Source organism: Teichococcus aestuarii, from assembly GCF_042651065.1.
GTDB classification, from domain to species: domain Bacteria; phylum Pseudomonadota; class Alphaproteobacteria; order Acetobacterales; family Acetobacteraceae; genus Pseudoroseomonas; species Pseudoroseomonas aestuarii.
This window is the reverse complement of the sequence record NZ_JBHSCH010000063.1, coordinates 1-25,747: the sequence shown is the minus strand read 5'-3', so window position 1 is coordinate 25,747 and position 25,747 is coordinate 1. Positions and strand designations below refer to the sequence as shown.

Sequence of the window (25,747 nt, the reverse complement as noted above, 5' to 3'; positions counted from 1 at the left end):
CGGGCGGCGTGGCCTCGGCGGCGCGGGCGCCGAACAGCGCGCAGGCGGCGGCGGTGGCGCGCAGCGCCGCGCGGTCCGCCCCCAGCACCAGCAGCGGGTCCGGCAGGCTCTCCAGAATGGCGGCATCCGCCCGCCGCATCCGCCCCAGCAGCTCGCCGCGCTCGGCCAGGCTGCGCGCCAGCCGCGCCACGCCTTCCGACACCTCCGCCAGCGCCGGCAGCAGCGCCGGGGCCGAGGGCGGTTCCGGCCAGGCGCCCTCGCCCGCATCGGCGCGGCGCTGCACGGCGGCCAGCCGCGACAGGTTGCCGAGCCAGCGCAGCGCCAGCAGCAGCGCCGCCAGGGCGGCGCCGAACCAGGCGAACAGCGCCGGCCCCGCCTCGGCCCGGCCGGTGACGGCCAGCAGCGCCAGCAGCGCCAGCGGCACGCCGCCGATCAGCGCCGCCGAACCCAGCCAGCGGTGCAGCGCCGGCCTTTCCTCATCCATGCCAAGCTCCGGTGGCTGCGTGCGCGCGGCGGCGGGGCCCGGCCCCGCCGCGTCTCCCCTCAAGGACCGGCTCAGAAGCCGGCGGTGCCCGGCAGCTCGGCCGGCGCCGCCACGCCGGGCGGCGCGCCGGGCGCGATGGCATAGACCGCCAGCGCCCGCTGCACCTGCCCGCCCGGGTTCAGCCGCAGCGCGCCATCGGCCTCCAGCACCGCCTCGCGCAGCGGCATCTGCGCCGCCGCCCCGGGCGGCTGGTTGCTCAGCGCGCCGGCGGCCAGCGCCACGGCGTCGTAGGCCACGCCCACCACCCGCGCCGGGCGCTCGCCGAAGGCGGCCTCGTAGCGGCTGTCGAAATGGCCGCGCGCCGCCGGGTCGGGGCCGGGGAACCAGGCGCCCGCCAGGGCCGGCTGCTGCCCCATGCTCTCGTCATGCCCCCACAGCGCATGGCCGGCCAGGCGCAGCGGCGGCATGGCAGCGCCGGCCGAGGCGAGGCCGGCGGCGAAGTCCCGCGCGCGCGCGCCGCTCTCGCCCAGCAGCAGCATCTCGGTGCGGGATTCGGCGGGGGCGTCGGGGTCCGTGGCACCGATCCGGCGCGCCACCTCCACCGCCACCACGCCGGGGGCGGCGGCGGCCGGATACGTCTCGATGACGGGGGCGGGCAGGCCGAGATCGCTCGCGGCGCCGCGCAGCGCCTCGGCCATCTGCCGGCCCAGCGCGCCGTTCGGCGCGGCCAGGGCGAAGCGGCGCACGCCCTGGGCGTTGGCGGCCGCCACCACGCGCCGCACCTGCTGCGCCGGCGTGATGCCGAGCGGCCAGACCTGCTGCGCCGCCTGGCTGCCATCGTTGGTGAAGGGCAGCATCGGCAGGCCGGCGGCGCGCGACTCGCTGGCCACCGCCGCCGTCTCCTGCGCCGTGAGCGGGCCGACGATGACCCGCGCGCCCTCGGCCATTGCCGCCCGCGCCGCCTCGGCCGCGCCGGCGGCCGTGCCGCCCGTGTCGCGCGGCAGGAACTCGAAGCCCGGCTCGCCCTGCTCGAACAGCGCGAGCTGCGCCGCGTTCAGCAGCGACTGGCCGAGCGCCGCGTTCTGCCCGGTGAGCGGCAGCAGCACCGCCACCTTGCTGCGGGGGGGCGGCGGCGGCAGAGTCGGCAGGCCGGCCGTGGGCGCCGGGGCGTAGGAAGGGCCGGAGGCTTGCGGCGCGCAGGCCGAGAGCGCCACAAGGCCCGTGAGCAGCGCAGCGCCGGCCAGCCATCGCCGGGTTTTCGGGAGAGTTCCAGTCAGTGCAGCCGGATGAGCCTGAGACGACGAGCGCGGAAACGACAAATGAAACCTCCCCCAATGGAACCGCAAGTGGACCCGCTCCGGGACCGGGCGGAAGGCCCGGGCTGACCCTGGTGGCGACGCCGATCGGCAACCTCGGCGACCTCGCCCCCCGCGCCCTGGCCGTGCTGCGCGCGGCCGACGCGGTGCTGTGCGAGGACACCAGGGTAACCGCTCCGCTGCTGGCGCGACATGGCGTTTCGGTGAGCCTTCTCCCGCTGCACGAGCACAACGAGGATGCCGCGACGCCCCGCCTGCTGGCGCGGATGGCGGGAGGGGAACACCTGGCGCTGGTTTCGGATGCCGGCACGCCGCTGATGAGCGACCCGGGCTACCGGCTGGTGCGCGCCGCCATCGCCGCCGGCCACACCGTCTCGGCGGTGCCGGGGGCGAATGCGGCGGTGATGGCGCTGACCCTCTCCGGCCTGCCGCCGCACCCCTACCTGTTCCACGGCTTCCTGCCGCCGCGGGAGGCGGCGCGGGCGGCGGAGCTTGGGCGGCTGCGCGCCGCCGAGCGCGCCGGCCTCTCCGCCACCCTCATCTTCTACGAGGCGCCGCACCGCCTGGCCGAGACGCTGGCGACGATGGCGCAGCAGCTCGGCCCCCGCCCGGCGGCGGTGGCGCGGGAGCTGACCAAGCGCTTCGAGGAGGTGCGGCGCGGCACGCTGGAGGCGCTGGCGGCGCACTACGCCGAGCACCCGGCGCGGGGTGAGATCGTGCTGGTGGTGGGGCCGCCCGCGGCGGAAGCCGAGGCGGGCGAAGCGGAGGCCAGCCTGGACGAGCGGCTGCGCGCCGCGTTGGCGGCCGGCGAGAGCCTGCGCGACGCCGCCGCGCTGGTGGCGGCGGCCACCGGCCTGCCGCGCAAGCAGGTCTATGCGCGGGCCCTGGCGCTGCGTGACGAGGGGTGACTCTTGCCCGCGCCGGCGCGGCGCTCTAGCAGGAGGGCCGGTGCCGAAGCGCGACCAGGGTCGGTCGCGAGGCCGATGGGAGCCTTGAGGGCATGGTCGAAACCGCGGTCGGGATCAGCGCGCCGATCATCATCTTCGCCTTCGACCGCGCGCCCTATCTGGAACGCTTCTGCGCCTCGCTGAAGGCACAGGAGGGGGTGACGCTCGACCAGAGCCGCATCTACCTGCTGCAGGACGGCGCCGTCTCCGCCGCCTCCGGCGTGCGCTACGCGGAGGACAAGGCGATTGCCGACAGCGTCGCGGCGTTCCGCGGCGTCTTCCCCGAAGGCCATGTGCTGCAGAGCCCCGACAACCTCGGCATCGCCTTCAACATCCAGCGCGGCGAGAAGCTGGCTTTCGAGACCCTGAAGGCGGAGACCGCCTATTTCTTCGAGGACGACCTCGAGCTCGGCCCTGCCTACCTGCTGATGATGGAGCGGCTGCGCCAGGCGCTCGCCCCCTTTCCGGAGGTCGGCTACTTCGCCGCCTATGGCGACCACCGTGCCACGCCGGACCCGGAGCGGGTGCGCGTGGTGCCGCTCGATCACCACTGGGGCTTCGGCCTGCGGCGCGGTGCCTGGCGCAGGATCAACGCCTGGCTGAAGCCCTATCTCGAGATCATCCGCCGCACCGACTACCCCAACCGAAACCACCTGGCCGTCTACCGCTGGCTCGAAGGCCAGGAGATGGCGATCGACAAATCCTCGCAGGACGCGATGAAGGCGCTGGCCTGCGCGCAGCTCGGCTTGGCGCGGGTGATGACCGACACCTGCTTCGGCCGCTACATCGGCGAGAAGGGGGCTTCCTTCAACGAGCGCCGCTTCCGCGAAATGGGCTACGACCGGATGACGCCCGTGGAGCGCGGCGACCTGCCCATCGCCCCCGCCTCGGCCGACAGCATCGCCGCCATCCTGGCGCAGCAGCAGGCGCATTTCCGCACCTTCCGCGAGCGCGACTTCGAAGGCTTCCTGGAACGCTACGCGGGCCGACACTGGGACCCCGACCGCCTGCTGGAGCGCGAGGACGTGGCCGACCTCTACCGCCTGCTGCTCGACCGCCTGCCGGAAGGCGAAAACATCTACGAGCAGTATGTCGGCAAGACCACGGTGCGCCGGTTGCGGAGAATCATGTTCAACAGCCGGGAGTTCCAGGGCAGGAACACGAGAAAGTAAAGAGAAGCGTTCTTTTTTGGAAAAAAGAACCAAAAAACTTTTTCGAGTTGGTGTCCTGCCCTGGATAGTCTAGCGCCAGACTCGAAAAATCTTTTTGCTTCTTTTTCTTTAGAAAAAGAAGAAGCTTTCCTCTAGTCCCGCGCCAGCAGCAGCCGTGCCAGCCGGTCGAACTCCGCCACGCTGAGCGTCTCGGCGCGGCGCGTGCCGTCCAGCCCGGCGCCGCCGAGCAGCGCCTCGGCCTCGCCCAGCGACTTCAGGCTGGAGCGCAGCATCTTGCGCCGCTGCCCGAAGGCCGCCGCCGTCACCTTCTCCAGCGCCGCCATCAGCGCCGGGTCCGGCGCCTCGGCGTGCGGCACGAGGTGGACGATGGCCGACCACACCTTGGGCGGCGGCGAGAAGGCGCCGGGCGGCAGGCGCAGCGTCATGCGCGCCTGGCAGCGCCACTGCGAGAGCACGGCGAGCCGGCCGTAATGCTCCGTGTCGGGGGCGGCGACGATGCGCTCGGCCACCTCCTGCTGGAACATCAGCGTCATGCTCTCGAACAGATGCGCCTGGCGCAGCCAGCCGATCAGCAGCGGCGTGCCGACATTGTAGGGCAGGTTGGCGACGATGCGGCGCGGTGCCGGCAGCAGGCTCTCCGCGTCGATCCTCAGTGCGTCGCCCTCGACGACGCGCAGCCGGCCGGGATAGGCGGCGGCCAGCTCCTCCTGCGCGGCGATGGCGCGGTGGTCCAGCTCCACCGCCACCACCTCGGCGGCGGCGGTGTCGAGCAGGGCGCGGGTCAGGCCGCCGGGGCCGGGGCCGACCTCCAGCACGTGCCGCCCCTCCAGAGGCGCGGCGATGGAGGCGATGCGGGCGCAGAGCGTGGCATCGAGCAGGAAGTGCTGGCCGAGCGCCTTGCGCGCCGCCAGCCCGTGCTTCGCGATGGTCTCGGCGAGCGAGGGAAGGGAGGCGGAAATGGCCGGATCAGCTCCGCATGTCGATCTGCGCGCGGCGGCGCAGGTCGCGCTGCAGCTGGCGCGAGGTCAGCTCGATGCGGTCGCGCAGGATCTGGGCACGCGCCTGGTCGGGCGTCAGCTCGGCCAGGTTGCGGGTCTCGCGCGAGCAGACGGCCAGCACCAGAACGCCCTCCGGCGTCACCAGCGGCTGGCTGGCGCGGTTGACGGCGAGGCTGGCGACGATGCCGCGCAGCGGCGCGGGCTGCAGGGTGTCCTGCCGCAGCGGGCCGCCGGGGTCGGCCGGGCGGTCGGAGCCGCGGGCGGCGGCCTCCAGGGCGGGGCAGGCCTTGCCCTCCAGGGCGCGCGCGCGCTCCAGCGCCTGGATCTGCTGCTGCGTCGGCGCCTGCGGGTCGAGCGCGCTGGTGAAGCCGAAGAAGGCCTGGCGCAGCGTGACGAGGGTGGCGATCTCGCGCCCCGTCTCGCGCTTCTGCCGCAGCGTGACGATCTGGAAGCCCCCCGGCACGCGCTGCGGGTTGGCGATGGCGCCGGGCGGCATCTGGCTCACGATGCGGCCCACGGCGGGGTCGAACTCGTCGGGGCGGGTCCAGCCCATGTCGCCGCCCTGCAGCGCGGTCTGGCTCTGGCTGAACTGGGTGGCGGCGGCGGCGAAGGGCACGCCGGCGCGGAGCTGGCCCACCACATCGTCCACGAAGCGGCGCACCTCCGGCTCGGCGGCCGGGTCGTCGACGGGGATGAAGATCTCGGAGACCAGGAATTCCGGCTCGCCGGTGCGCGCCTTGTGGGCGGCCATGAACTCCTCGATCTCCTGCGGCGAGACCTGGGCCTGGTTGCCGAGCTGCTGCCGCACCAGCCGCGACCAGCCGATCTGGTTGCGGATCTGGTCGAAGAGCGCGCGCGGCTGCACGCCGGCGCCGCGCAGCTGGGCCAGCAGCCCGCCGGAGGGGAGGCCGTTGCGCTGCTCGATCTCCTCGATGGCGGCGGCGACATCGGCATCGGCCACGGGGATGCCGCGGCGCTGCACCTCCTGCATGCGCAGCCGCTCATCCACCAGCAGCCGCGTCACCTGGGGGCGCAGCCGTGTCAGCACCTCGGGGTTCGGCCCCATGCCGGCGTTCAGCGCGAAGAGGCGGGTGCGCGCGGCCACCTCGTTCGCCGTCACCACGTCGCCATTCACCACGGCGACGATGCGGTTCATCGGGGTGGCGCCGGGCTGGGCAGCGCTTTGGGCAGCCCCCTGGGCCGCGCCGGCCCGCTGGGCCAGGGCGCCCGGCGCGGTGGCGAGGGCGGCCAGCGGCAGCACCGCCGCCAGGGCCAGCGCGCGCCACGCCGTGGCACGCAGGGCCGGGACGGAAGGGGCCGGGGCGGAAGGGGTCGGGCGGGTCGGGGCGAGGGCGCGTCGCATGGCGGATTTCCTAGGCCGGGTGCGCATCCTCCGCCAGCCCCAATCGCGCAGGGCGGCGGGGATGGCGCCAGGGTATGACGCCGGGGAGGGCGTCAGATCGCGCGGAAGCCGAAATCGCCCACCGTCTTGAACGAGACACGGAACAGCAGGACGGTGTCGGAAGGATAGTAGGAGGCGCGGTTGCTCGGCTCCGCATAGGTCTTGGCGAAGCGCGTGTCGAAGATCAGGCATTCATCCTCGTAGGTGAGGTTGACGCCGGCCGAGACGGCGCGGTCCAGCTCCAGGTCGTAGCGGCCGAAGCCGCCGCCGCGCCAGAAGCGGGTGATCTGCGCCTGGGCGGAGCCCGAGACCTCGCGCCGCTCCCGGGTCGAGATCAGCGCGGTGGAGGGGTCGGTGTAGAGGTAGCCGGCGCCGAGCGTCACGCGGCCGAGGCTGAGCTGGGCGCGGGTCTCGACCAGCCGGCTGTCCAGGTTCTCCTTGTCCAGCCGGGCGCGGGCGGTCAGGTCCAGCCAGGAAACGGGGGAGAAGCGCACCCGGCCGACCCAGTCCGAAGCCTGGTCGCGCAGGCCGGAATTGACATCGAACACCGCCTCCTCGCTGGCGCGGAAGGAGCGGCCGACCAGCGCCTCGACCTGCCCGCCATTGGGGAAGAACCAGGCGCCGCGGAAGGCGGCGTCCACCCGGCTGCCGCCTTCCTGCCGGTCACGGCCGGGGAAGCGGTTGAGCTCGAACAGGTTGGCGTCGGTGAACTCGAAGTCGAGGCTGTCCTCGTTCGCCACCAGGGTCTGCCGCCCCGTCGCCGGGCCGGTGACGAGCTGCACCCGCGGCTCGATCAGCTGGGTGCCGTAGGCGCCGGCGCTGCGGCTCATCGGCAGGCGCCAGTCCAGCGCCACGCGGACATTGCCGGTGGCGTCGGTGGCGGTGTTGCGGCTGGCGAAGTTGGGGGCGAGGTCGAGGTCGTCCACCCAGCGGGCCAGCCCGTCCGCCTGGGCGCGGAAGGTCCAGACCTGCCCGAAGCGGTCGATGCGCGGCAGGTCGTAGCGCAGGCGGGAGGCGATGCGGCGGGTGTCCGTGCCCTCGTCGCGGAAGAGGGCGAAGGCGCCGATATCGGCGCTGAGGTAGCCGCCCAGCCGGTCGCGCCCTACCCAGTAATCGGCGAAGAGGTTGGGCAGCACGAGCGGGATCTGCCCCGTGTCGTCCACCTCGGAGAGGCCCTGATAGGCGCGGCCATCGACCCGGGCATAGGCCTCGGTGCCCCAGAAGCCTTCCGCGTAGGCGTCGGAGGAGAGCTGGCGGGGCGCCGGGTAGCGCCAGGCGCGCAGGTAGTTCTCGCTGCTGGCGCGGTTCAGGTTGAAGCCGGTGCGCCAGTTCTCGTCGATCGAGAACTGGCCGCGGCTGTAGATGTGGCCGCCCCAGCCCTCCTCGCCCGGCGCGCCGTCGCGCTGGCCGACGGAGCCGGTGGCCTGGATCTCGCCGCTGTTGAAGCGGCGGCGGTAGTCGAAGCCGAGCGCCGGGTCCTGCTTGGTCGAGAAGGTCGGCGAGAGGGTCAGGTCCTGGCTGGGGTCGATCGCCCAGTAGTAGGGCGTGGTGAGGAAGCCGCCGAGGAAGCTGCTGCTGCCGAAGGTGGGCGTCAGGAAGCCGGACTGGCGCGGCACCGAGGGGTCGGGGTGCGAGAGATAGGGCGTGTAGAGCACCGGCACGCCGCCCAGCATCAGCGAGGCGTCGCGGTAGCGCAGGCGCTTGGCTTCCTGGTCGTGCGTGGCCAGCCGGGCGCGCAGCTGCCACAGCGGCGGCGCCTCCGGGTTCTCGGCGCAGAGGTCGCAGGAGGTGTAGAGCACCCGCGACATGTCGAGGATGGTGCCGTCCGTGCGGCGGGCGCCGCTGGCCACCATGCGGCCATTCTGGGCGAGGCGGGCCTTCAGCCCCTCCACCACGCCATCGCGCATGTTGCCGGTCAGCTCGGCGCGGTCGGCGAACAGCACCTGCCCGTCCGCCTCCAGCAGCTGGACGTTGCCCTCGGCGGTGGCGATGCCGGTGTTGCGGTCGAAGGTGAAGCGGTCGGCGCGCAGGATGCGCTCGTTCTGCCAGGCCTCCACCGCGCCGCGGGCGGTGACGAGGTCGCGCGCCTGGTCGTACTCCACCTCCTCGGCGGTGAAGGTGACGGGGGCGTTGTTGCCGGTCTGGGGCGGTCTTGCCTGGGGCGGTCTTGCCTGGGGCGGTGTTGCCTGGGGCGGTGTTGCCTGGGGCGCTGTGGCCTGCGGCGGGGCGGCCGGCACCGCGCCGGATGGCTGCGGCGCGGCGGGCTGCGACTCGGCCTGGTGCAGCGGCAGGCTGGCGGAAAGCAGCACGGCGCTGCCCAGCAGGGCGGCACGCCAGCCGGCCGGCGGCAGGGAGCGCCGCGGCCCTCCCCGGCGATCCGTCTTCCCTGCCGGGGGCTCCCCGGCGTCGCGCATGGCTCGGTCCATGCCGCTTCCATAGCGGCTTCGGCGGAGCGCGGCGAGAGGGATGCGCGGCGCCGGGGCGGGCCGTGGGGCGCCGGGGCGGCATCACATTGCGCTCAGGCGCCGCCGGCGGCCTCCGGCGCACCGTGCCCCGGAGCCTGGAGGCCGGAGCCCGGATCGTGGCTCCCGGCCCGGCTCAGCCGTCTTCCTGGTAGATCAGCAGGGTCAGCGCCAGCAGCAGGCCGGCGATCGAGGGGGCCCAGGCGGCCAGCGCCACCGGCAGGGTGCCGGCCTGGCCGAACTCCTCCGACACCTTGTCCAGCAGGAACAGCGCGAATCCGGCGGCGATGCCGGCGCCGATCATCCGCGCCACGCCGCCGCGCCGGGAATGGCGCATCGAGAAGCCGGCCGCCATCAGCGCCATGGCCGCCGTCAGCAGCGGCAGGGAGAGCAGGGAATGGAAGTGCAGCCGGTGCCGCATGGCGGAGAAGCCGGCGCTCTCCAGCACCGCGATGAAGCCCGGCAGCGCCCAGAAGGAGAGGGTGTCGGGGCTGGCGAAGCTGTCCTCGATGCGGTCGGGCGTCAGGGTGGTGGGCAGGCGCAGCGTGCCCGGCGCCGAGGGCTGGCGGTCGCTGCCGAAGGCCACCGCCTGCTCCAGCTCCCACGCGCCGGGGATGAGGCGGGCGCGCGGCGCCTCCACCCGCTCCAGCGGCCGGTCGTTGGCGGCGAGCCGCCACAGCGAGACCTGGGTGAGCTGAAAGCCCTCCCGCCCGATCTCCGGCACGCCGGCCAGGATGGCGACGCCGCCCGGCTCCAGCGTGGCGTCGGCCTGGCGCAGCCAGAGCCGCCCCCCCGCCAGCGAGGACAGGCCCGTGGCGTTGCGCAGGTAGGTGGCGTCCAGCCGCTCGGCGCGCGCCAGCATGGCGGCGGAGAGCGGCGAGACGACGGTGATGGCCAGCGTGCCGAGGCAGAGCGCCACCAGCACCGGCCCCGCCAGGAAGCTCCAGGCCGAGACGCCGGCGGCGCGCGCCACCACCAGCTCGGAGGAGCGGGCGAGGCGCCAGAAGGCGATGATGCCGCCCAGCAGCACGGCGAAGGGCAGGATCTGCAGCACCACGAAGGGCAGCCGCAGCGAGGCGATGGAGGCGACGAGGCCGAAGGTGGCCTCCGGCCGGGTGGCGGCGCGGCGCAGCAGCTCGATGAAGTCGAACAGCGCGACGAGGCCGGTGAGCGCCGCGACCAGCGCCAGCGCCATGCCCGCGAAGCGGCGGGCGATGTAGGCGGAGAGGGTGTAGGAGAAGGCCATCATGCCGGCTCAGCCTTCCGCCGTGCCGGGCCGGCGGCGCGGCAGGCCCGGGCTGCCGGAGAGCACCCAGGCCGCGATCAGCCCCGGCACCACGGCCTGCGCCCAGACCAGCGGGATGGCGGCGTTGTTGCGCGCCGCCAGGTTGCCCACCGCGAGGCCCAGCGCCAGCAGCACCACCACCAGCCCGACGCCGAGGGTCGCCGGCCGCCAGTCGCCATGCCGGCGGAAGCCGCTGGCCAGTGCCGTGGCCAGCCCGACCATGGCGAAGGAGAGCGCGGTGAAGGGGGAGGAGAGGCGCTGGTGCCCCTCGGCGCGGAACTTGCGGATGTCGCGCTCCGGCAGGTTCTCCTCCGGGTCGGGGTGCAGCAGCTCGCCCACGAAGCGCTCGCGCGAGTCGCGGTTGCGGGCGGTCTCGGCGGGGCTGTTGGAGGTGCTGGCCAGGTCCACGCTGTTCTCGGCGAAGGACAGCACGGAGAGGCGCGCGGGGCGGGTGGCGGTGGCCGGCTCCATCTGCTGGCGCACGCCGTTCAGCAGCGTCACGCGCGGGCCGGCGGGGGTGGAGACCAGCCGCCCCTCCTGCGCCATGATGGTGACGGGCGTGCCCGGCTCGCGCATGTCGTGCACCAGGATGCCGCGCAGGGTGCCGTCCGCGGCGCGCTGGCGGGCATAGACCGTCAGCGTGTCGCCCAGGCTGCTGAACACGCCTTCCTGCAGCAGGATGGCCGCCATCTCGTTGCGGATCTCGAACTGCCAGGCGCGGAAGGCGGCATGGCTGACCGGCACCAGCCAGAGCTGCATGAACAGGGCCAGCGCGGTGGCGATGGAGGCCACCAGCAGCGCCGGGCGCGAGAGCTGCCAGTCCGACAGGCCGGCGGCGCGCATCACCACCAGCTCGCGGTCGGCGTTCAGCCGCACATAGGTGAACAGCGTCACCACGAAGGTGGTGATGGGCAGGATCACCGCGAAGAAGCTGGGCAGCAGCAGGCCGGTCAGCTCGATGAAGACCGCGAGGGAAAGGCCGCGGTCCAGCACCAGCTCGATGAAGCGCAGGCTCTGCGTCAGCCAGACCAGGGCGGCGAGCCCCACGGTCACGGCGAGCAGCGACACGCCGAGCTGTCGGAACATGTAGCGGTCGATCTTGGTCATGCGGGCAGGGGTTCACCTCTGGCGGGCCGCGGCGGGGCCGGGGCGGGGGAGGGGCCGGGGCGGGGAGGGACCGGGTCGGGGCTGCATGTAGGCCGGGCGGAGCGGGGCGCCAAGCTTTGCGCCCCCTTCCGCCCGGCGTCCCGCGCCCGGCTACTCCCCGAGAAACGCCCGCAGCACCGGCGCGGGCACGAGGCGCGTGCCGGCCGGCCTCCCGCCCGCCTCGGCGCGGTGGCTGACCAGGCCGAGCAGGCAGGGCACCGACGCATCGACCACCGCGCCGCCGGATTCGCCGGGCTCCAGCCGCAGCGGCATCTCGGCATAGGCGCCGTGCAGCGCCGTGGCCTCCGGCCGCAGCCCGGCGATGCGGCTGGTGGCGCGGCGGCGCGGCGTCAGCACCAGCACGGGCTGGCCCGGCCACGGCGCGCCGGCGCAGAGCGGCAAGGCGGGGGCGCCGGCCGCCAGGCCCGCCACCCGCAGCAGCGCCACGTCCCGCCCGCCGACATAGACGGTGCCGAGGCCGAGAGGGTCGAGCCCGGGTCCGAGATCGGCCTGCCCGGCACGCAGCAGCTCCGCCGTGTGGTCCCGCCCCTGGAAGCGGATGGAGGGCGGCGCCGCGCCGGGGGCGCAGCCCTGCAACAGGGGCTGGGTGCCATCCACCAAGTGCGCCGCGGTCAGGAAGCGGCCGCGGCCGATATGGGTGGCGGCGCCGGTGGCCCAGCAATCCGGCCCCAGCCCGGCGCGCAGCCCGGCCAGCGGCAGCGCCCCCTCCGGGGTGGCGCAGCCGCCGAGCAGCAGCAGCAGCCCGGCGGCGCCGCACCAGTTCAAGAGATCGTGAAGGTGACGGGGTAATGATATCCTGGGAGAACGGTGCCGAGCGGCGGCAGGCGTGACGACCCCGCCGCGTCGCCCGCTGCCATGCCCGGGAGCCGAACCAGCCGCCGCCATGCCCGTCCGCCAGCGCCTCTTCGACAATGGTGTCAACACCGTCACCTTCACCGCGGCCGGAACGGCGCCGCCACCCGGCCTGGGCGCCACCCTGGCGGTCACCTTCGATCCGTTCCGCAGCCTGGAGGTCGAGCGGCCCGGCTTCGGCGAGACGGTGCTGACGGGCGGCGGCATCGACGTGCTGGCCGTGCAGAAGCGGCGCGAGAACTGGTACCAGGATATCAGCCGCGAGACCTTCGTGGCAGAGTTCGGCGCGCGCATCGCCGCCTATGGGCGCGTGCTGTTCTATGGCTCCAGCGCCGGCGCCTATGCGGCGCTCTACTTCGCCCGGCCCTTCGCCGCGCATGTGCTGGCCATCTCGCCGCGTGCCTCCATCCATGCCTCCTACCCCTCGCATGAGCGGGCACGGGCGCGCTGGGGCGCCAGCTTCCGCCACGCCCCGATGGCGGAGGGGGAGGACCGCACCCTGGGCGTCGCCCTGCTCTACGACCCCCGCCTGGCCGGCGACGCGCTGATGGGCGAGGACATGCGCTACCTGGAGCAGGAGATCCTGGCCGCCTACCCCGCGGCGAGGCTGCTGCCCATTCCCTATTCCGGCCACCCCAGCGCGCCGATGCTGGCCGATCTGGGCCTGCTGAAGCCGCTGCTCTTCGGCTACCTGGCGGAAGGGCGGCTGCCCGCGCTGCGCTGGCACGGGCGCCGCCGGGAGTCGTGGAACCACCTGATGCAGCTCAGCCGCGCGCTGCTGCGGCACCGCCGGCCGGCGGCGGCGGCGGCGCTCTGCGACCGGGCGCTGGCGATGCAGCCCGAAAGGGGCGAGCTGTTCCAGCTTGCCGCGCAGATCCGGCAGGCGGTGGACGACCGGCCGGGTGCCATCGCGGCGCTGCGCCAGGCCGTGGCGCTCTCTCCCGCCACGGTGGCGGCGCGGCTGAAGCTGGTGCAGATGCTGCGCGCCGAGGGCGGGACGGAGGAAGCCATCGCCCTGCTGCGGGAAGGGCTGACCCTGGCGCCGGAGCAGCCGCAGATGCGGCTCTGGCTGCCGGAGATGCTGCGCCTGCGCTGCGAGCGGCACATGCAGGAAGGCGCGGTGGAAACGGCCCAGGCCGATGCCAGGGCCGCCCTGGCGATGCTGGATTTCGACGCGGCGCCGGGCGACCTGGCCGAAGCGCAGCGCCACCGTAGCGGCCTGCTCGCGGTGCTGGGCCGCCAGGAGGAGGCGCTGGAGGCCGCCGCCGCCGCCTGCGCGGCCGCGCCGGACCGCGCCCGCTACCACACCCACCATGCCCGGCTGCTGCTGCGCGCCGGGCAGCTGCCGGCGTCCCGCGCGGCGGCCGAGACGGTCGTGCGGCTGAGCCCCGGCCATGCCGCCAGCCACCGCCTGCTGGCCGAGGTGCTGAACCGCATGAAGCTGACGGAGCAGGCGGTGCGCAGCGCCGAGGACGCGCTGCGCTGCGACCCCGGCAACCCCCGCCTGGAGGAATTCCTCGCCCTGATGCTGAGCAAGGCGGGGCATGTGGACGAGGCCGTGGCGGTGCTGGAGCGCGCCATCGCCCGGGGCGCCACGCAGCCCTCGCTGCTCCAGGCGCACCGGCGCCTTGCCGCGCAGCAGGCCCAGGCCCAGGCCCGCGGCACCGCTGCCTGACCGGCGGGAGGATGGCCAGGGGAGGGCCTGCTCCCCCGCCGGCCTTCAAGAACCCCGTGGCGCCGCCGCCCGCGCCAGGCGGTCGTTGATCGCGGCGCCCAGGCCCTCGTCCGGCACCGGCATCGCCGCGATGCCGGAGAGGCCGCGCCGCGCGCCCTCCTCGTCCAGCCAGCGCAGCCCGGCGAAAAGGCGGGAGGCGGCCTCCACCGTGTCGCCCGATTCGCTGAGCTGCCAGACGGCGCCGGCGCCCGGCAGCGGCGGCCCGAAGGCCAGCAGCGCCTCGCCCGGCGCCACCGCGCGCGCCTCCAGCCGCACCGGCAGGCCGGGGGCGTAGTGCGAGCGCATCATGCCGGGCGCCGGCAGCGCCGCGCCCTCGGCCACCGCGCCGGGCCGGCCGAGGCCGCCGATCAGCGCCGCCTGCGCCGCCTCCGGCACGCCGCCCTGGCGCAGCAGCCGCGGCTGGGGGCCGGAGAGGTCGAGCACCGTGCTCTCCACCCCCACGGCGCAGGCCCCGCCATCGAGCACCGCCTCGATCCGCCCGGACAACCCGTCCAGCACATGCGCGGCGGTGGTGGGGGAGACGGCGCCGGAGCGGTTGGCCGAGGGTGCCGCCACCGGCACCCCCGCCGCCCGCAGCAGCGCCCGCGCCAGCGGATGGGCCGGCACGCGCACCGCCAGCGTCGGCTGCCCGGCGCCGGTCAGGGCGTCGATCCGGCTGCCCGGCGCGCGCGGCAGCACCAGGGTGAGGGGGCCGGGCCAGAAGCGCGCGGCCACGGCGCGGGCGCGCTCGTCGGCCAGCACCTCGGCGAAGGCGGCCTCGGCATCGGGGAAATGGCTGATCAGCGGGTTGAAGCGCGGCCGGCCCTTGGCCTCGAAGATGCGCGCCACGGCGCGTGCCTGCCGCGCATCGGCGCCGAGGCCATAGACCGTCTCGGTGGGGAAGGCGACCAGCGCGCCGGCCCGCAGCAGCCCGGCGGCGCGCCCGATGGCACTCTCCGGCAGGCGCTCCGTCGCGAGGCTCACGCGCGCCCCTGGCAGAGGAAGGGCTGGTTCTCCCAGCCGGGCTTGCCGTAGCCGAGCGGGCTGCCGTCGAAATGGGTGCAGCGGCCGCCGGCGGCCACCAGCACCGCCTCCGGTGCCGCCGTGTCCCACTCCATGGTGCGGCCGAAGCGCGGGTAGAGGTCGGCCGCCCCCTCGGCCAGGCGGCAGAACTTCACCGCCGAGCCGATCTGCACGATGCGCTGCACCCGCCGCCCCTCCAGGAAGGCCGGCAGCTTCGGGTCGTCCTTGTAGTGGCGGCTGGCCATGACCACGAGCCCCTCCGCCGGCACGGCGCGGCAGGCGATGGGGCGGTGCCCGCCGGCATCCTCCTTCCAGGCGCCCTGGCCGACGATGCCGGTGAACAGCTCGTCCGTGGCCGGGATGGCGACGGCGCCGAGCTTCGGCCGGCCATTCTCGATGAGGCCGATATTGACCGTGAACTCGGCCCGGCCGGCGGCGAATTCGCGAGTGCCGTCCAGCGGGTCCACCAGCCAGTAGCGCGGCGCGGCGGAAAGCTCGGCCCCGTCCGAGACCGCCTCCTCCCCGACCACGGGGATGCCGGGCGCGGCTTCGCGCAGCCCCTCGGTGATGATCGCCTCGGCCAGCCGGTCGGCGGCGGTGACGGGGCTGAGATCCTCCTTGCGCTCCACCGAGAAGCCGGCGTCACGCACGGAGAGGATGGCGGCGGCGGCGCTGCGGGCGAGTCGCGCGGCCAGGGCGAGGAGTTCGGCGTCTGTCATGCTGATATCCCTGTAGCACCCGCGGGCGCGCGGGGAAAAAGCCCCGCCGTGCCGCCGCACGGGTTTCCCCCGCCGTGCCGGCATGGTTCCGTTCCCTCCGCCATCACCGCGAGAGGAGCAGGCCATGAGCGAGACACCGGACGAAGTGCGCTGGGAGAAGCTGACCGCGCCCGAGCTGCGGGCGCTCGCCGGGCGCGGCGCGCTGGTGGTGCTGCCGGTGGCGGCGCTGGAGCAGCACGGGCCGCACCTGCCGGTCTGGACGGACAGCATGATCGGCCATGCCTGCTGCGTCCGCGCCGCCGAGCAGGCGCGCGACGTGCCGGCGGTGGTGCTGCCGCCGATGTGGATGGGCATGTCGGAACACCACCTGCCCTTCGGCGGCACCATCAGCCTGGACTACCAGACCTTCCACGGCGTGCTGCGCTGCGTCTGCCGCTCGCTGAAGGCGCAGGGCTTCGGCCGGCTGCTGCTGGTGAACAGCCATGGCGGCAACATCGACCCGCTGGCCGTCGCGGCGCGCGAGCTGTGCACGGAGTTCGCCATGCCGGTGGTGGCCACCACCATCTTCCACATCGACGGGCCGGGCGTGGCGGCGGTGCTGGAGACGCAGCCGGGCGTGCAGCATGCCTGCGAGGCGGAGACCAGCTTCTGGCTGGCGCTGCACCCGGAGGAGGTGCGGCAGGACAAGGTCGCCGATGCCCTGGCGGGGCCGGGCGTCTCCGCCGGCGCGGTGTTCCAGCGCTTCTGGTCCTTCGAGGAGCGGGCGCCCCGGACCGGCGTGCGCGGCGACCCGCGCGCCGCAACGGCGGAGAAAGGCGAGAAGCTGCTGGAGGTGGTGGCGGCGGCGCTGGCCGCGGCCATGCGGGAGAAGGTACTGTGGCGCTCTCCTCACGCGGTTTGGGAGGGAGGAAAATTGCCTCAGGGTTGATAAAATCGCTCAGAGGGCAAACGAAGTCTGGCGTGGCTTCGCAAGGCGTAATAAACTTTTCGTGATCCGTCACGATGAGGGATGCGCCTTATGGCTGTCCGGAGCCTCCGCCTCTCTTACCTTGCCCTGGCGATCCTGCTCTGCGCCATGGCGGTTGCCCTGTTGCATGCCACGACCACCGACCATCAGCACAGGATGGCGGCGGCCATCGTGCGGCAATCCGCCCAGACAGCCCTGCACCAGGTGGAGGCCCGGCTGGGGCGGGAGCTGGAGGTTGCCGTGATGGCGGCCACCAGCGGCGCACGCCTGCCCGCCCTGACCAAGGACAAGCCTTCCAAGGACGCCCCGGTGCCGCTGGAGCTGCTGCGCCGGCAGGGCTGGCTGGGGGTGCAGGTTTCCGGGCCGGACGGGCTGCTCTGGCGGGTGGCGCATGACGAATTCGCGCTCTGGGCGCCCGATCCGGAAGGGGAGGCCCGTGCCGCCAGCCTGCACCAGCCCATGGCCAGCAGCCTGCGGCGCGCCCGCTCCGGGCTGGGCGCGCACCTGCTGCTGCACGCGCCGCTGCCGGTGGAGGAGGGCGGCGGCGTCGTCACCATCGTGGTGCCGGCCGCGCTGGTGGAGCAGGCGCTGCGCGACCAGCTCCACATGCCGGGGCTGCACCACCGCGTGCTGGACCATGCCGGCCAGGACATCGCCAGCCGCCCGCCGGTGCAGCCGGGCGAGGCGGGGGAGCCGGCCGAGGGCACGCTGAGCCCCATCACCCTCACCGGCCCGCTCACCGGCTGGCGCATCGTCACCACCGTGGTCGGCTCCCTGACGGAATGGATGCCGCGGCCCTCGCTGCTGACGCTGGTGATGGGCGTGGCGCTGGCCGCCGCTCTGGTGCTGGTCTGCGTGCTGGCCTACCAGACCCGGCGCGGCCAGGCGGCGCAGGAGATGCTGACCCGCGCCCTGGCCGAGCAGGAGGCGGAGCGCCGCCTCTCCGACATCGCCGCCAACCTGCCGGGCGCGCTCTACCGTATCGTCCGCACCCCCGGCGGCAAGCTGGAATGCCCCTATATGAGCGACGGGCTGACCACGCTGATGGGCGAGCCCAGCGGCACCTCGCCGCAGGCGGCGCTGCAGCGCGGCCTGGCGCCGGAGACGCGGGCGCGGGTGGAGGCGGCGCTGCGCCACTCGGCCGACACGCTGACCCCGCTGCTGCTGGAGTTCGACTTCACCACCGCCGATGGCCGCCGCCTCTGGCTGCGCAGCATGGCCAGCGCCCATCCGGGCGTCGATGGTTCGGTCATCTGGGACGGCGTGCTGCTGGACAGCACCGTGCAGCGGGAGGCCGAGGAACGCGCCACCCTGCTGGCGCGCGAGGTGGACCACCGCGCCAAGAACATCATGGCCGTGGTGCGCTCGCTGCTGCTGCTGACGCCGCGCAACGTGCCGCCGGCGCAGTTCGTCGCCAATCTCGACGGCCGGCTCTGCGCCATGGCCCGCGCGCACGACCTGCTGGCCGGCCAGGGCTGGGCGGGGGCGGAGCTGGAATCGGTGGTGCGGCGGGAGCTCGCCACCTACGAGGATGCCGGCGGGGCGCCGCGCCTGGTCTGGCACGGCCCGGCGGTGCGCCTGACCCCGGGCAGCGTGCAGCCCGTGGAGATGATCCTGCACGAGCTGTCCACCAACGCCGCCAAGCATGGCGCCCTCTCCCGGACGGAGGGCATGGTGGAGGTGCGCTGGCTGGCCGTGGCGCAGGGCGGGCTGATGCTGGACTGGCGCGAGAGCGGCGGCCCGGAGGTGCAGGGGGAGCCGGGCCGGCAGGGCTTCGGCTTCCGGCTGATCCACACCCTGGCGCGGCACCAGCTGGGCGGCGGCGCCACCTTCCTGTGGTCGCCCACCGGGCTGCACTGCCGCATCCGCCTGGGCGCCGCCAGCATCGCCGCGATCGAGACCCTCTCGGAGCCGCCCCTGCCGGCCGATTCGCCGCTGGAGATCCCGGAGCCGCCGGCGCGCCAGGCCGCGATGGTGATGTGATCCGCAGGCGCGCCGGGGTTCAGGCCTTGCGCTCCCAGCCGCGCGGGCCCTGCTGCCAGTAGGTCAGGCTGTGGCCGGCCGCCTTGGCGGCGCTCCAGCGCTGGCGGGCGGCGGCCACGGCCGCCTCGTCCTGGCCGTCGAACAGGTCGAACACCCGGTCGTAGCTGCCGAGCCGCGCGCTCTCCGCGCCATCGACCAGGAACAGGAAGCGCGCGTCGTTCGGCGCCTCGTCCTCGGTGGTCAGCCAGATCGGCTGCATCGCGGCATGGCCGCTGCGCGGGCTGCCATGCGGCAGCCAGTCCGGGTCGGCGGAGAGCCAGAGGGCGGCGTCGAGGCTTTCCAGCCGCTCGGCGTCGCCCACCCGCACCACCGCCCGGCCGTTCTGCGCCAGCACCCGGCCCAGCAGCTTCGGCAGCGCCGCCGCCAGCGGCGTGCGCGTCAGGTGGTAGAAGCCGATCTCGCTCACGTCCTGCCTTCCCTCCGGTTCCGCTCCTCAGCGGCGGTGCGCGTCCTCGAAGCGCAGCGCCACCAGCCGCTCCAGCAGCCGCACGCCGAAGCCGCTCGGCCCTTCCGGCAGGCCGGGCGGGTTCCCGGCCTGCCCGGCCATGTCGACATGCGCCCAGGCAGGGGGTGTATCGCCCAGGAACTCGCGCAGGAAGGCCGCGGCGTGGCAGGCATCCGGCTGGCCGGGGCCGGCGGCGCACTGCCTCAGGTCGGCGATGCCGCTCCGCAGGTCCTCGCGGTGCGCCTCCCCGATCGGCAGCGGCCAGAGCCGCTCCCCCACCGCCTCGCCGGCGGCGCAGAGGGTGGCGCCGAGCGGCGCGTCGTTGCCGAACAGCGCCGCGCAGTGGTGGCCGAGCGCGGTGATGGCGGCGCCGGTCAGCGTGGCGAGGTCCACCACCGCCTCGGGGCGGAAGGCGCGCACCGCGTAGTTCAGCGCGTCGGCCAGCACGAGGCGGCCCTCGGCGTCGGTGTCGATGATCTCCACCGTGCGGCCGGAGAGGGTGGTGACCACGTCGCCCGGCCGGTAGGCGGCGGCGCCGATGGCGTTCTCGGCCAGGGCCAGCACGGCGGCGGCGGGGGCGGGGCTGTCGCGCAGCGCCAGGGCCAGCATGGCGCCGGCGCAGGCGGCGGCGCCGGCCATGTCGGCGCGCATCTGCTCCATGCCGGCGGCGGGCTTGAGCGAGAGCCCGCCCGTGTCGAAGGTGATGCCCTTGCCGACGAACACCACCGGCGGCGCGGCGATCCGCCCGGCCCAGCGCAGCACCGCCAGGCGCGGCGGATTGGCCGAGCCCTGGCCCACCGCCAGCAGCCCGCCGAAGCCGGCCTGCCGCAGCCGCTTGCGCCCCAGCAGCTGCACCGCGATGCCGTGCCGCTCCAGCGCCTTCAGCCGGTGGCCGAATTCCTTGGGCGTCAGCACGTTGCCCGGCGCCGCCACCAGGCCGCGCGCCAGCGCCACGCCCTGCGCCACCGCCCAGGCATCGTGCCAGAGCGGCGCCACCGCCTCCGGCGCGGGGTGCAGCAGCTCCAGCCGCAGCCCGGCGCGGGTGGCACCGAGCACGGCGCCGGTGGCGAAGGCCACCGCCTCCGCCGGCGCGAGGGCCGTGGCGTCCAGCACCGCGCGCGTCTCGCCCGCGGGCAGGGCGGCGAGGCGGGCGGCGCCAGCCTGCTCCCAGTCCGGCCCCGGCGCCAGGATGCGGCCAGGGCTCCAGCGCGCCGTGCCGGGCCGGTGCGGAAAATCCTGAGCCGGGAAGCCTTCGGGCGCCGGCGTTCCGGCGCGCCAGGGCAGGATGCGGGTGAGCGCGGCGGTCTTGCGGCCCAGACTTCCGCGCAGCCGCAGGCGGGGGGGCGCGGCCGGCGCCCGGGCGGCGCCTTCCGCGCCGGGCGGCCGGTCCTCGGCCCGCGTATCCTCAGCCCTCGTAATGGTCGGCCACCAGCCGGTCGAGCAGCCGCACGCCGAAGGCCGTGGCGCCCTTCGGCGTCAGGGCGCTGTCCTTCGTCGCCCAGGCGGTGCCGGCGATGTCGAGATGCGCCCAGGGCACATGCCCCTCGCGCGTGTCGACGAAGCGCTGCAGGAACTGCGCGGCGCTGATCGAGCCGCCGGGGCGGCCACCTACATTCTTCATGTCGGCGATGTCGGACTTGATCAGCTTGTCATAGGCCTCGCCGAGCGGCATCCGCCACACCGCCTCGCCCGTGGCGGCGCCGGCGGCGGAGAGCTGCTGCGCCAGCGCGTCGTCATTCGCAAACATGCCCGCATGCTCGTGCCCCAGCGCCACGATGATGGCGCCGGTCAGCGTGGCCAGATCGACCATGAATCGCGGCCTGAAGCGCTCCCGCGCGTACCAGAGCACGTCGGCCAGCACGAGCCGGCCCTCGGCGTCGGTGTTGATCACCTCGATGGTCTGGCCGGAATAGGAGCGCACCACGTCGCCCGGGCGCTGCGCGGTGCCGGAGGGCATGTTCTCCACCAGCCCGACCAGCCCGACGGCGTTGACCTTCGCCTTCCGCCCGGCCAGCGCCCCCATCAGCCCGATGACGGTGCCGGCGCCGGCCATGTCGTACTTCATGTCCTCCATGCCGCCGGCCGGCTTGATGGAGATGCCGCCCGTGTCGAAGGTGACGCCCTTGCCGATGAAGGCCACCGGCTGCGCGTCCGGCGCCGCGCCGCGCCACTGCATCACCACCATGCGCGGCTCCCGCGCGCTGCCCATGGCCACGCCGAGCAGCGCGCCGAAGCCGAGCTTCCGCAGTTCCTTCGGGCCGAGGATCTCGACCGTGACACCGAGCTTCTCCAGCACCTTGCAGCGCTCCGCCATCTCCTCCGGGTGGAGGATGTTGGGCGGCTCGCTGACCAGGTCGCGCGAGAGGAACACCCCGTCGGCCAGCGCCGAGAGGGGCTGGAAGGCCGCCTTGGCCTCCGCCGGCTCGGCGCTGGCGAGGCTGAGGCGCAGCAGCTTCGGCTTGTCCTCCGGCTTCTCGCGCGTGCGGTACTTGTCGAAGCGGTAGCCGCGCAGCCGGGCGCCGAAGGCCAGGGCGGCGGTCAGGGCGGCGTTCAGCCCCTCGGCCGCGATCACCGCCTCCGGCTCGCTGGCGATCAGCGGCAGGGCGGCGCCGCCGGCCTGCTGCGCGCTCTCCGCGTCCGGCTTCGGGCCGAGGCCGACCGCGACGATGCGGGAGAGATGCCCCCCCGGCGCCCAGAGCGTGCAGCTCTGCCCCTTGCGGCCCTTGAAGCCCGCCGCCTCCAGCCCGCGCGAGACCGCGCCGCCGCAGGCCGCATCCGCCTCCTGCGCCAGGCCGGAGAGGGTGAAGCCCTCGGCCAGCGGCAGGACCAGCGCGCCCGCCCGCGGCAGGGCGGCTTTGACGAACAGGATATCGGTCATGGCGGTTTCCATCATGGTGTCTGCGGGCCGGATCGTCTGCCGACAGCCTTGCCACCCCGGGCGCGGGTGGCAAGGGGCGGGGCGGCGATTCTTGCGAAACGGCGGGCAGGGCGGGCCGGCTGTGGCCGCGTGGGGCGGGCCCCCTAGAGCTGCGCCTCGATCGGCAGCCAGCGCACCAGCCGCGCCAGAAGGCGGCGTGTCCAGGGCGCTTCCGGCTCGTGCAGGGTGGTGCCGCCGGCATCGGTCCAGGTCAGGTGCCCCTTCGGGGTACGGCCGACGCGGTAGCTGCGGCCGGGGTCGGAGAGGCGGTGCTGCTCCAGCCCGAGCTGCTCCGCCAGGCCCGGATGGCGGGCCACCGCCCCCATCTCGGTGTTCAAATTGGCCGAGCGCGGGTCGAGGTTGAAGGAGCCGACGAAGACGAGGTCGCGGTCCACCATCAGCGCCTTGGTGTGCAGGCTGGCGCCGCGCGAGCCGAACACGCCGCTGCCATGCGCGCCGCTGCGCTTCAGCTCGTAGAGGTCGATGCCGAGCTCGACCAGGCGCGGGCGGTAGCGGGCATAGCCGGCATGCACCGCCACCACATCCGTCGCCGCGAGGGAGTTGGTGATGACGGTCACCCGCACCCCGCGCCGCACCAGATCCTCCAGCACCCGCATCCCCGCCTTGCCGGGCACGAAATAGGGGGAGATCAGCACCGCCTCCCGCTGCGCCTCGCGCAGCAGCGCGTCCAGCGCCGGTGCCAGGCCGCCGGGCACGCCGCGCCCCTTGGCCTTGGCGGGGGGGTCGGCCAGCACGCGCACCGTGTCGGCGGCGGGCAGCAGCGGGCGCTCCTGGTCCAGGAACTGGCGGCGCGTCTCGGCCAGGGCGCGCAGATAGGGCCGGGCCTTGCCGGAATCGGGGATGGCGTCCAGCTCGGCGCGGAAGGCGGCCAGCGCCGCGGCGCCGAGCCCGGCGGCGAGGCGGAACTGCTCCACCGGGCGGGCCAGGCTGCTGGCCCAGTAGCTGTCGAACACCGCCTGGGCCTGCCGCGCGGCCTCGCCGGCGATCAGCAGGTCGAGGTCGCGGAAGTTGAAGTCGCCGGCGCCGTCGAAATAGGCATCGGCGATGTTGCGGCCGCCCACCAGCGCCAGACGGCCATCGGCCACCCAGGCCTTGTTGTGCATGCGGTGGTTGAGGTGCCAGCCGCCGAGGGCGAATTCCACCGCCAGCGCCACCTGCCCCAGCCAGCGCAGCCGGGCGGTGTTGAACAGCCGCACCTCGATGCGCGGATGCGCCGAGAGCAGCGCGATGCGCCGGTCCACCCCCAGCACGTAGCTGTCGTCGAGCAGCATGCGCACGCGCACGCCACGGTCGGCGGCGCACAGCACCTCGCGTGCCATGAGGCCGCCGGTGATGTCGTCCGACCAGCGGTAGTATTGCAGGTCCAGGGTGCGGCCGGCGGCGCGGGCGCTGGCGGCGCGCACCATGAAGGCCTCCAGCCCGCCGGGCAGCAGCGCCACGCCGGTGGAGGCGCCATCGAGCAGCTTCTCGACCATCGTGTCGGCGTCCGAGACAGGCGGCGGCGCGCCGGCCAGCACCGGCTGCGCGGGGGCGTGCGGCGCCCTGGCCAGGGCCTCCAGGGGCGCGCCCGCGTTCATGCCGCCGCCGCGACCGCCGGCGGCATGGCCGGCAGCGCCGGGCGGAGGTCGAGCCGGGCCTTCAGCGGCAGGTGGTCGGAGGCGATGCGCGCCAGGGGGGTGTCATGCACTTGCACGTCCCGCACAACGCCGCGGGGCCAGCCCAGGATGCGGTCGAGCGCAAAAACGGGCATGCGCGAGGGGAAGCTGGCCGGGTTCATCGCCAGGGTGCCGAACAGCCCCTCCAGCGCGCGCAGCGAGGAGCGGCGGCCGGGGCGCCATTCGTTCAGGTCGCCCATCATCAGCGTCGGCATGCTCTCGCCCTGGCCGATCGCCTCCAGGATGGCGGCGGCCTGGCGGGCGCGGCAGCGCCGCAGCAGGCCGAAATGCGCCGCGACGACGCGCAGCCGGCCCGCCGGCAGCTCCATCTCGGTGATGACGGCGCCGCGCGGCTCGGCCCCCGGCAGGGCCAGGCGGCGCACCGCCAGCGGCGTGCCGGCCCGCACCAGCAGGGCGTTGCCGTGCCAGCCATGCCCGTCCGGCAGGCGGGAGACCGGCACCAGGGAAAGCCCGGCCTCGCGCAGCATCTCCGTGTCCAGCAGGCCGACGCGGCGGCCGAAGCGCTTGTCCGCCTCCTGCACCGCGATGATGTCCGGCTGCATCTCGGCGATGACGCGGGCAATGCGCTGCGGGTTGAAGCGCCGGTCCAGCCCGACGCATTTGTGGACGTTGTAGGAGGCCACCGTGATCGGCCCCCCCGGCACGGGCGGCAGCGGCACGGCGGGCAGGGCCGGGATGCCGTGCGCCTGGCGCAGCGCCGCCAGCCCGCCGGGCACGGGCCCGGTGGCGGGCGGGGCAGGCGTTGTCGGGATGCGCGTCGGATCGGGCAAGGTCGGGCTCCGCCATGGATCAGGGCAGGGCAAGGCCGCGCGAGCCGCCCGCCCCAGTCGGTCGCCGGGCGCGGCAGGCGCCCCGGGCTGTGGAAAACCTAGGTAAAGCCCCTCGGGTTTCCAAGCCTGGGCCGTGCCGCAGCGCACGCGCCCCAGCCCCGCGCCGCGATCCTGCCCTAATCTAGGCGCCGCTCAGCCGAGGCCGAGCAGCGAGCGGGCATACTCCCGCGCCGAGAAGGGGCGCAGGTCGGCGGCCTTCTCGCCCACGCCCACGGCATGCACTGGCAGGCCGAATTCCTCCGCCAGCGCCACCACGATGCCGCCCTTGGCCGAGCCGTCCAGCTTGGTGACGACGAGGCCGGTGACATCCACCATCTCGCCGAACACCTTGCATTGCTGGGTGGCGTTCTGGCCGGTGGTGGCATCCAGCACCAGCAGCACGGAGTGCGGCGCCGTCTCGTCCAGGCGGCGCATGACGCGCACCACCTTGCGCAGCTCCTCCATCAGCGCGCCCTTGTTGTGCAGGCGGCCGGCGGTGTCCACCAGCAGCACCTCCGTGCCCTGGGCCTGGGCCTGCTTCAGCGCGTCGAAGGCGAGGCCGGCGGCGTCCGCCCCCTCCTTCGCGTGGGCCACCACGGCGCAGCCGGTGCGGTTGCCCCAGATCTGTAGCTGCTCCACCGCCGCGGCGCGGAAGGTATCCCCCGCCACGAAGGTGACGCGCTTGCCCTGTTCGCGGAACTGCTGGCCGAGCTTGGCGATGGTGGTGGTCTTGCCGGTGCCGTTGACGCCCACCACCAGCACCACATGCGGGCGTTTCGCCCCGTCCAGCACCAGGGGCTTCGCCACCGGCTCCAGAATGGTGGCGATCTCGGCGGCCAGCGCCTCGCGCACCTCCTGGTCGCCCACCTCCTTGCCGAAGCGGGTGCGGCGGAAGGCGGTGACGATGCGCTGCGCCGCCGCGACGCCGAGATCGGCGGTGATCAGCGCCTCCTCCAGCTCCTCCAGCGCCGCGTCGTCCAGCTTGCGCTTGGTGAACAGGCCGGTCAGCCCGTCCGTCAGCTTGGCGGTGGACCGCGAGAGCCCCGCCTTCAGCCGGGTGAAGAAGCCGCCACGTGCCGCCGGCTCCTCGGCCGGCGCGGCGGGCTCGGGCTGCGCCAGGAGGGAGGCGGGGGGGCCGGGCTCGTGCTCCGGCTCCGGCTTGGGCACGCCGGGCGGGGGCGGCTCCGGCGGCGGGGCGGGGATCGGCTGCGGGCGCGGCTCGGGCGGGGTGATGCAGGGCCGGCGCGAAGAGATGAAAGTCGAGCGCGCGCCCAACCTCGAACATATCCGTAATAGCGTCCTGTCTGGCGAGGATGTCGTCGTCGGGG

The 25,747-nt window shown here is 74.6% G+C and carries 20 protein-coding genes and 1 pseudogene; 5 read left to right on the top strand and 16 right to left on the bottom strand.

Annotated features, from left to right (window positions below; all coding sequences use genetic code 11):
* Positions 1-484: pseudogene (locus tag ACFOY6_RS19270) on the bottom strand (ATP-binding protein); the annotation flags it as partial.
* Between the two features lie 71 nt (positions 485-555).
* Entirely contained in the window at positions 556-1,698 is a 1,143-nt protein-coding gene (locus ACFOY6_RS19265) for a penicillin-binding protein activator (protein WP_379651970.1), read from the bottom strand.
* A 62-nt stretch (positions 1,699-1,760) separates the two neighbouring features.
* Here ACFOY6_RS19265 and rsmI point away from each other — a divergent pair, with 62 nt between their 5' ends.
* Complete coding sequence (rsmI, locus tag ACFOY6_RS19260; protein WP_109518710.1) at positions 1,761-2,708, top strand: 16S rRNA (cytidine(1402)-2'-O)-methyltransferase; 948 nt, start codon at positions 1,761-1,763, stop codon at positions 2,706-2,708.
* Positions 2,709-2,800: 92 nt separating this feature from the next.
* Positions 2,801-3,919 carry a glycosyltransferase family protein gene (locus ACFOY6_RS19255; RefSeq protein ID WP_379651969.1) on the top strand — a complete coding sequence of 373 codons (1,119 nt, stop codon included), beginning with the start codon at positions 2,801-2,803 and terminating at the stop codon, positions 3,917-3,919.
* Positions 3,920-4,050: 131 nt separating this feature from the next.
* Here the strand turns inward: ACFOY6_RS19255 and rsmA are convergent, their stop codons facing one another.
* From rsmA to ACFOY6_RS19225, 6 genes are all read right to left on the bottom strand, one after another.
* A complete protein-coding gene (rsmA, locus tag ACFOY6_RS19250; RefSeq protein ID WP_109516741.1) occupies positions 4,051-4,878 on the bottom strand; it encodes a 16S rRNA (adenine(1518)-N(6)/adenine(1519)-N(6))-dimethyltransferase RsmA in 828 nt (275 codons plus the stop codon).
* A gap of 7 nt (positions 4,879-4,885) precedes the next feature.
* Complete coding sequence (locus tag ACFOY6_RS19245; protein ID WP_109516742.1) at positions 4,886-6,280, bottom strand: peptidylprolyl isomerase; 1,395 nt, start codon at positions 6,278-6,280, stop codon at positions 4,886-4,888.
* Positions 6,281-6,372: 92 nt separating this feature from the next.
* Positions 6,373-8,745, bottom strand: a complete 2,373-nt coding sequence (locus ACFOY6_RS19240; protein ID WP_379651968.1) for an LPS-assembly protein LptD — start codon at positions 8,743-8,745, stop codon at positions 6,373-6,375.
* Positions 8,746-8,917: 172 nt separating this feature from the next.
* Positions 8,918-10,027: an LPS export ABC transporter permease LptG gene (gene lptG / locus ACFOY6_RS19235; protein WP_109516987.1), complete on the bottom strand. Its 1,110-nt coding sequence runs from the start codon at positions 10,025-10,027 to the stop codon at positions 8,918-8,920.
* A gap of 9 nt (positions 10,028-10,036) precedes the next feature.
* A complete protein-coding gene (lptF, locus tag ACFOY6_RS19230; RefSeq protein WP_109516743.1) occupies positions 10,037-11,173 on the bottom strand; it encodes an LPS export ABC transporter permease LptF in 1,137 nt (378 codons plus the stop codon).
* A gap of 150 nt (positions 11,174-11,323) precedes the next feature.
* Positions 11,324-11,998 (bottom strand): trypsin-like peptidase domain-containing protein, encoded by a 675-nt coding sequence (locus tag ACFOY6_RS19225; RefSeq protein WP_379651967.1) that lies wholly within the window; start codon positions 11,996-11,998, stop codon positions 11,324-11,326.
* 118 nt (positions 11,999-12,116) lie between these two features.
* Between ACFOY6_RS19225 and ACFOY6_RS19220 the strand changes: the two genes are divergently transcribed.
* Positions 12,117-13,760, top strand: coding sequence for a tetratricopeptide repeat protein (locus tag ACFOY6_RS19220; RefSeq protein WP_379651966.1), 1,644 nt, complete (start codon positions 12,117-12,119; stop codon positions 13,758-13,760).
* A gap of 45 nt (positions 13,761-13,805) precedes the next feature.
* Here ACFOY6_RS19220 and ACFOY6_RS19215 read toward each other — a convergent pair whose 3' ends face one another.
* Together ACFOY6_RS19215 and cysQ are read right to left on the bottom strand one after the other, a co-directional pair.
* On the bottom strand, positions 13,806-14,783 hold the full coding sequence (locus ACFOY6_RS19215; RefSeq protein ID WP_379651965.1) for an L-threonylcarbamoyladenylate synthase: 978 nt from the start codon (positions 14,781-14,783) through the stop codon (positions 13,806-13,808).
* Positions 14,780-15,541, bottom strand: coding sequence for a 3'(2'),5'-bisphosphate nucleotidase CysQ (cysQ, locus tag ACFOY6_RS19210; RefSeq protein ID WP_109516746.1), 762 nt, complete (start codon positions 15,539-15,541; stop codon positions 14,780-14,782). Before cysQ ends, ACFOY6_RS19215 begins: the two co-directional genes overlap by 4 nt.
* A 124-nt stretch (positions 15,542-15,665) precedes the next feature.
* Here cysQ and ACFOY6_RS19205 point away from each other — a divergent pair, with 124 nt between their 5' ends.
* Together ACFOY6_RS19205 and ACFOY6_RS19200 are read left to right on the top strand one after the other, a co-directional pair.
* Complete coding sequence (locus ACFOY6_RS19205) at positions 15,666-16,469, top strand: creatininase family protein (RefSeq protein WP_379632627.1); 804 nt, start codon at positions 15,666-15,668, stop codon at positions 16,467-16,469.
* 90 nt (positions 16,470-16,559) lie between these two features.
* Complete coding sequence (locus ACFOY6_RS19200) at positions 16,560-18,491, top strand: HWE histidine kinase domain-containing protein (protein WP_379651964.1); 1,932 nt, start codon at positions 16,560-16,562, stop codon at positions 18,489-18,491.
* 19 nt (positions 18,492-18,510) lie between these two features.
* Here ACFOY6_RS19200 and ACFOY6_RS19195 read toward each other — a convergent pair whose 3' ends face one another.
* The 6 genes from ACFOY6_RS19195 to ftsY form a co-directional block, all read right to left on the bottom strand.
* Complete coding sequence (locus tag ACFOY6_RS19195; protein WP_109516749.1) at positions 18,511-18,957, bottom strand: DNA polymerase III subunit chi; 447 nt, start codon at positions 18,955-18,957, stop codon at positions 18,511-18,513.
* Positions 18,958-18,984: 27 nt separating this feature from the next.
* The gene (locus ACFOY6_RS19190; RefSeq protein ID WP_379651963.1) at positions 18,985-20,109 is read right to left on the bottom strand and encodes a leucyl aminopeptidase family protein; all 1,125 of its coding nucleotides are present in this window, start codon (positions 20,107-20,109) and stop codon (positions 18,985-18,987) included.
* Between the two features lie 292 nt (positions 20,110-20,401).
* The gene (locus ACFOY6_RS19185; protein ID WP_379651962.1) at positions 20,402-21,874 is read right to left on the bottom strand and encodes a leucyl aminopeptidase; all 1,473 of its coding nucleotides are present in this window, start codon (positions 21,872-21,874) and stop codon (positions 20,402-20,404) included.
* A 143-nt stretch (positions 21,875-22,017) separates the two neighbouring features.
* Positions 22,018-23,511, bottom strand: coding sequence for a phospholipase D family protein (locus ACFOY6_RS19180; protein WP_379651961.1), 1,494 nt, complete (start codon positions 23,509-23,511; stop codon positions 22,018-22,020).
* On the bottom strand, positions 23,508-24,380 hold the full coding sequence (locus tag ACFOY6_RS19175) for an endonuclease/exonuclease/phosphatase family protein (RefSeq protein ID WP_379651960.1): 873 nt from the start codon (positions 24,378-24,380) through the stop codon (positions 23,508-23,510). Before ACFOY6_RS19175 ends, ACFOY6_RS19180 begins: the two co-directional genes overlap by 4 nt.
* A gap of 192 nt (positions 24,381-24,572) precedes the next feature.
* Entirely contained in the window at positions 24,573-25,538 is a 966-nt protein-coding gene (ftsY, locus tag ACFOY6_RS19170; protein WP_379651971.1) for a signal recognition particle-docking protein FtsY, read from the bottom strand.
* Positions 25,539-25,747: the final 209 nt, after the last annotated feature.

Bases quoted from the DNA above. Each gene is read 5' to 3' on its own strand.
- ACFOY6_RS19205 (WP_379632627.1), top strand. From the start codon at position 15,666: ATGAGCGAGACACCGGACGAAGTGCGCTGGGAGAAGCTGACCGCGCCC.
- ACFOY6_RS19200 (WP_379651964.1), top strand. From the start codon at position 16,560: ATGGCTGTCCGGAGCCTCCGCCTCTCTTACCTTGCCCTGGCGATCCTG.
- lptF (WP_109516743.1), bottom strand. From the start codon at position 11,173: ATGACCAAGATCGACCGCTACATGTTCCGACAGCTCGGCGTGTCGCTG.
- ACFOY6_RS19255 (WP_379651969.1), top strand. From the start codon at position 2,801: ATGGTCGAAACCGCGGTCGGGATCAGCGCGCCGATCATCATCTTCGCC.
- ACFOY6_RS19245 (WP_109516742.1), bottom strand. From the start codon at position 6,280: ATGCGACGCGCCCTCGCCCCGACCCGCCCGACCCCTTCCGCCCCGGCC.
- ACFOY6_RS19180 (WP_379651961.1), bottom strand. From the start codon at position 23,511: ATGAACGCGGGCGCGCCCCTGGAGGCCCTGGCCAGGGCGCCGCACGCC.
- ACFOY6_RS19185 (WP_379651962.1), bottom strand. From the start codon at position 21,874: ATGACCGATATCCTGTTCGTCAAAGCCGCCCTGCCGCGGGCGGGCGCG.
- ACFOY6_RS19220 (WP_379651966.1), top strand. From the start codon at position 12,117: ATGCCCGTCCGCCAGCGCCTCTTCGACAATGGTGTCAACACCGTCACC.
- ACFOY6_RS19240 (WP_379651968.1), bottom strand. From the start codon at position 8,745: ATGGACCGAGCCATGCGCGACGCCGGGGAGCCCCCGGCAGGGAAGACG.
- lptG (WP_109516987.1), bottom strand. From the start codon at position 10,027: ATGGCCTTCTCCTACACCCTCTCCGCCTACATCGCCCGCCGCTTCGCG.
- cysQ (WP_109516746.1), bottom strand. From the start codon at position 15,541: ATGACAGACGCCGAACTCCTCGCCCTGGCCGCGCGACTCGCCCGCAGC.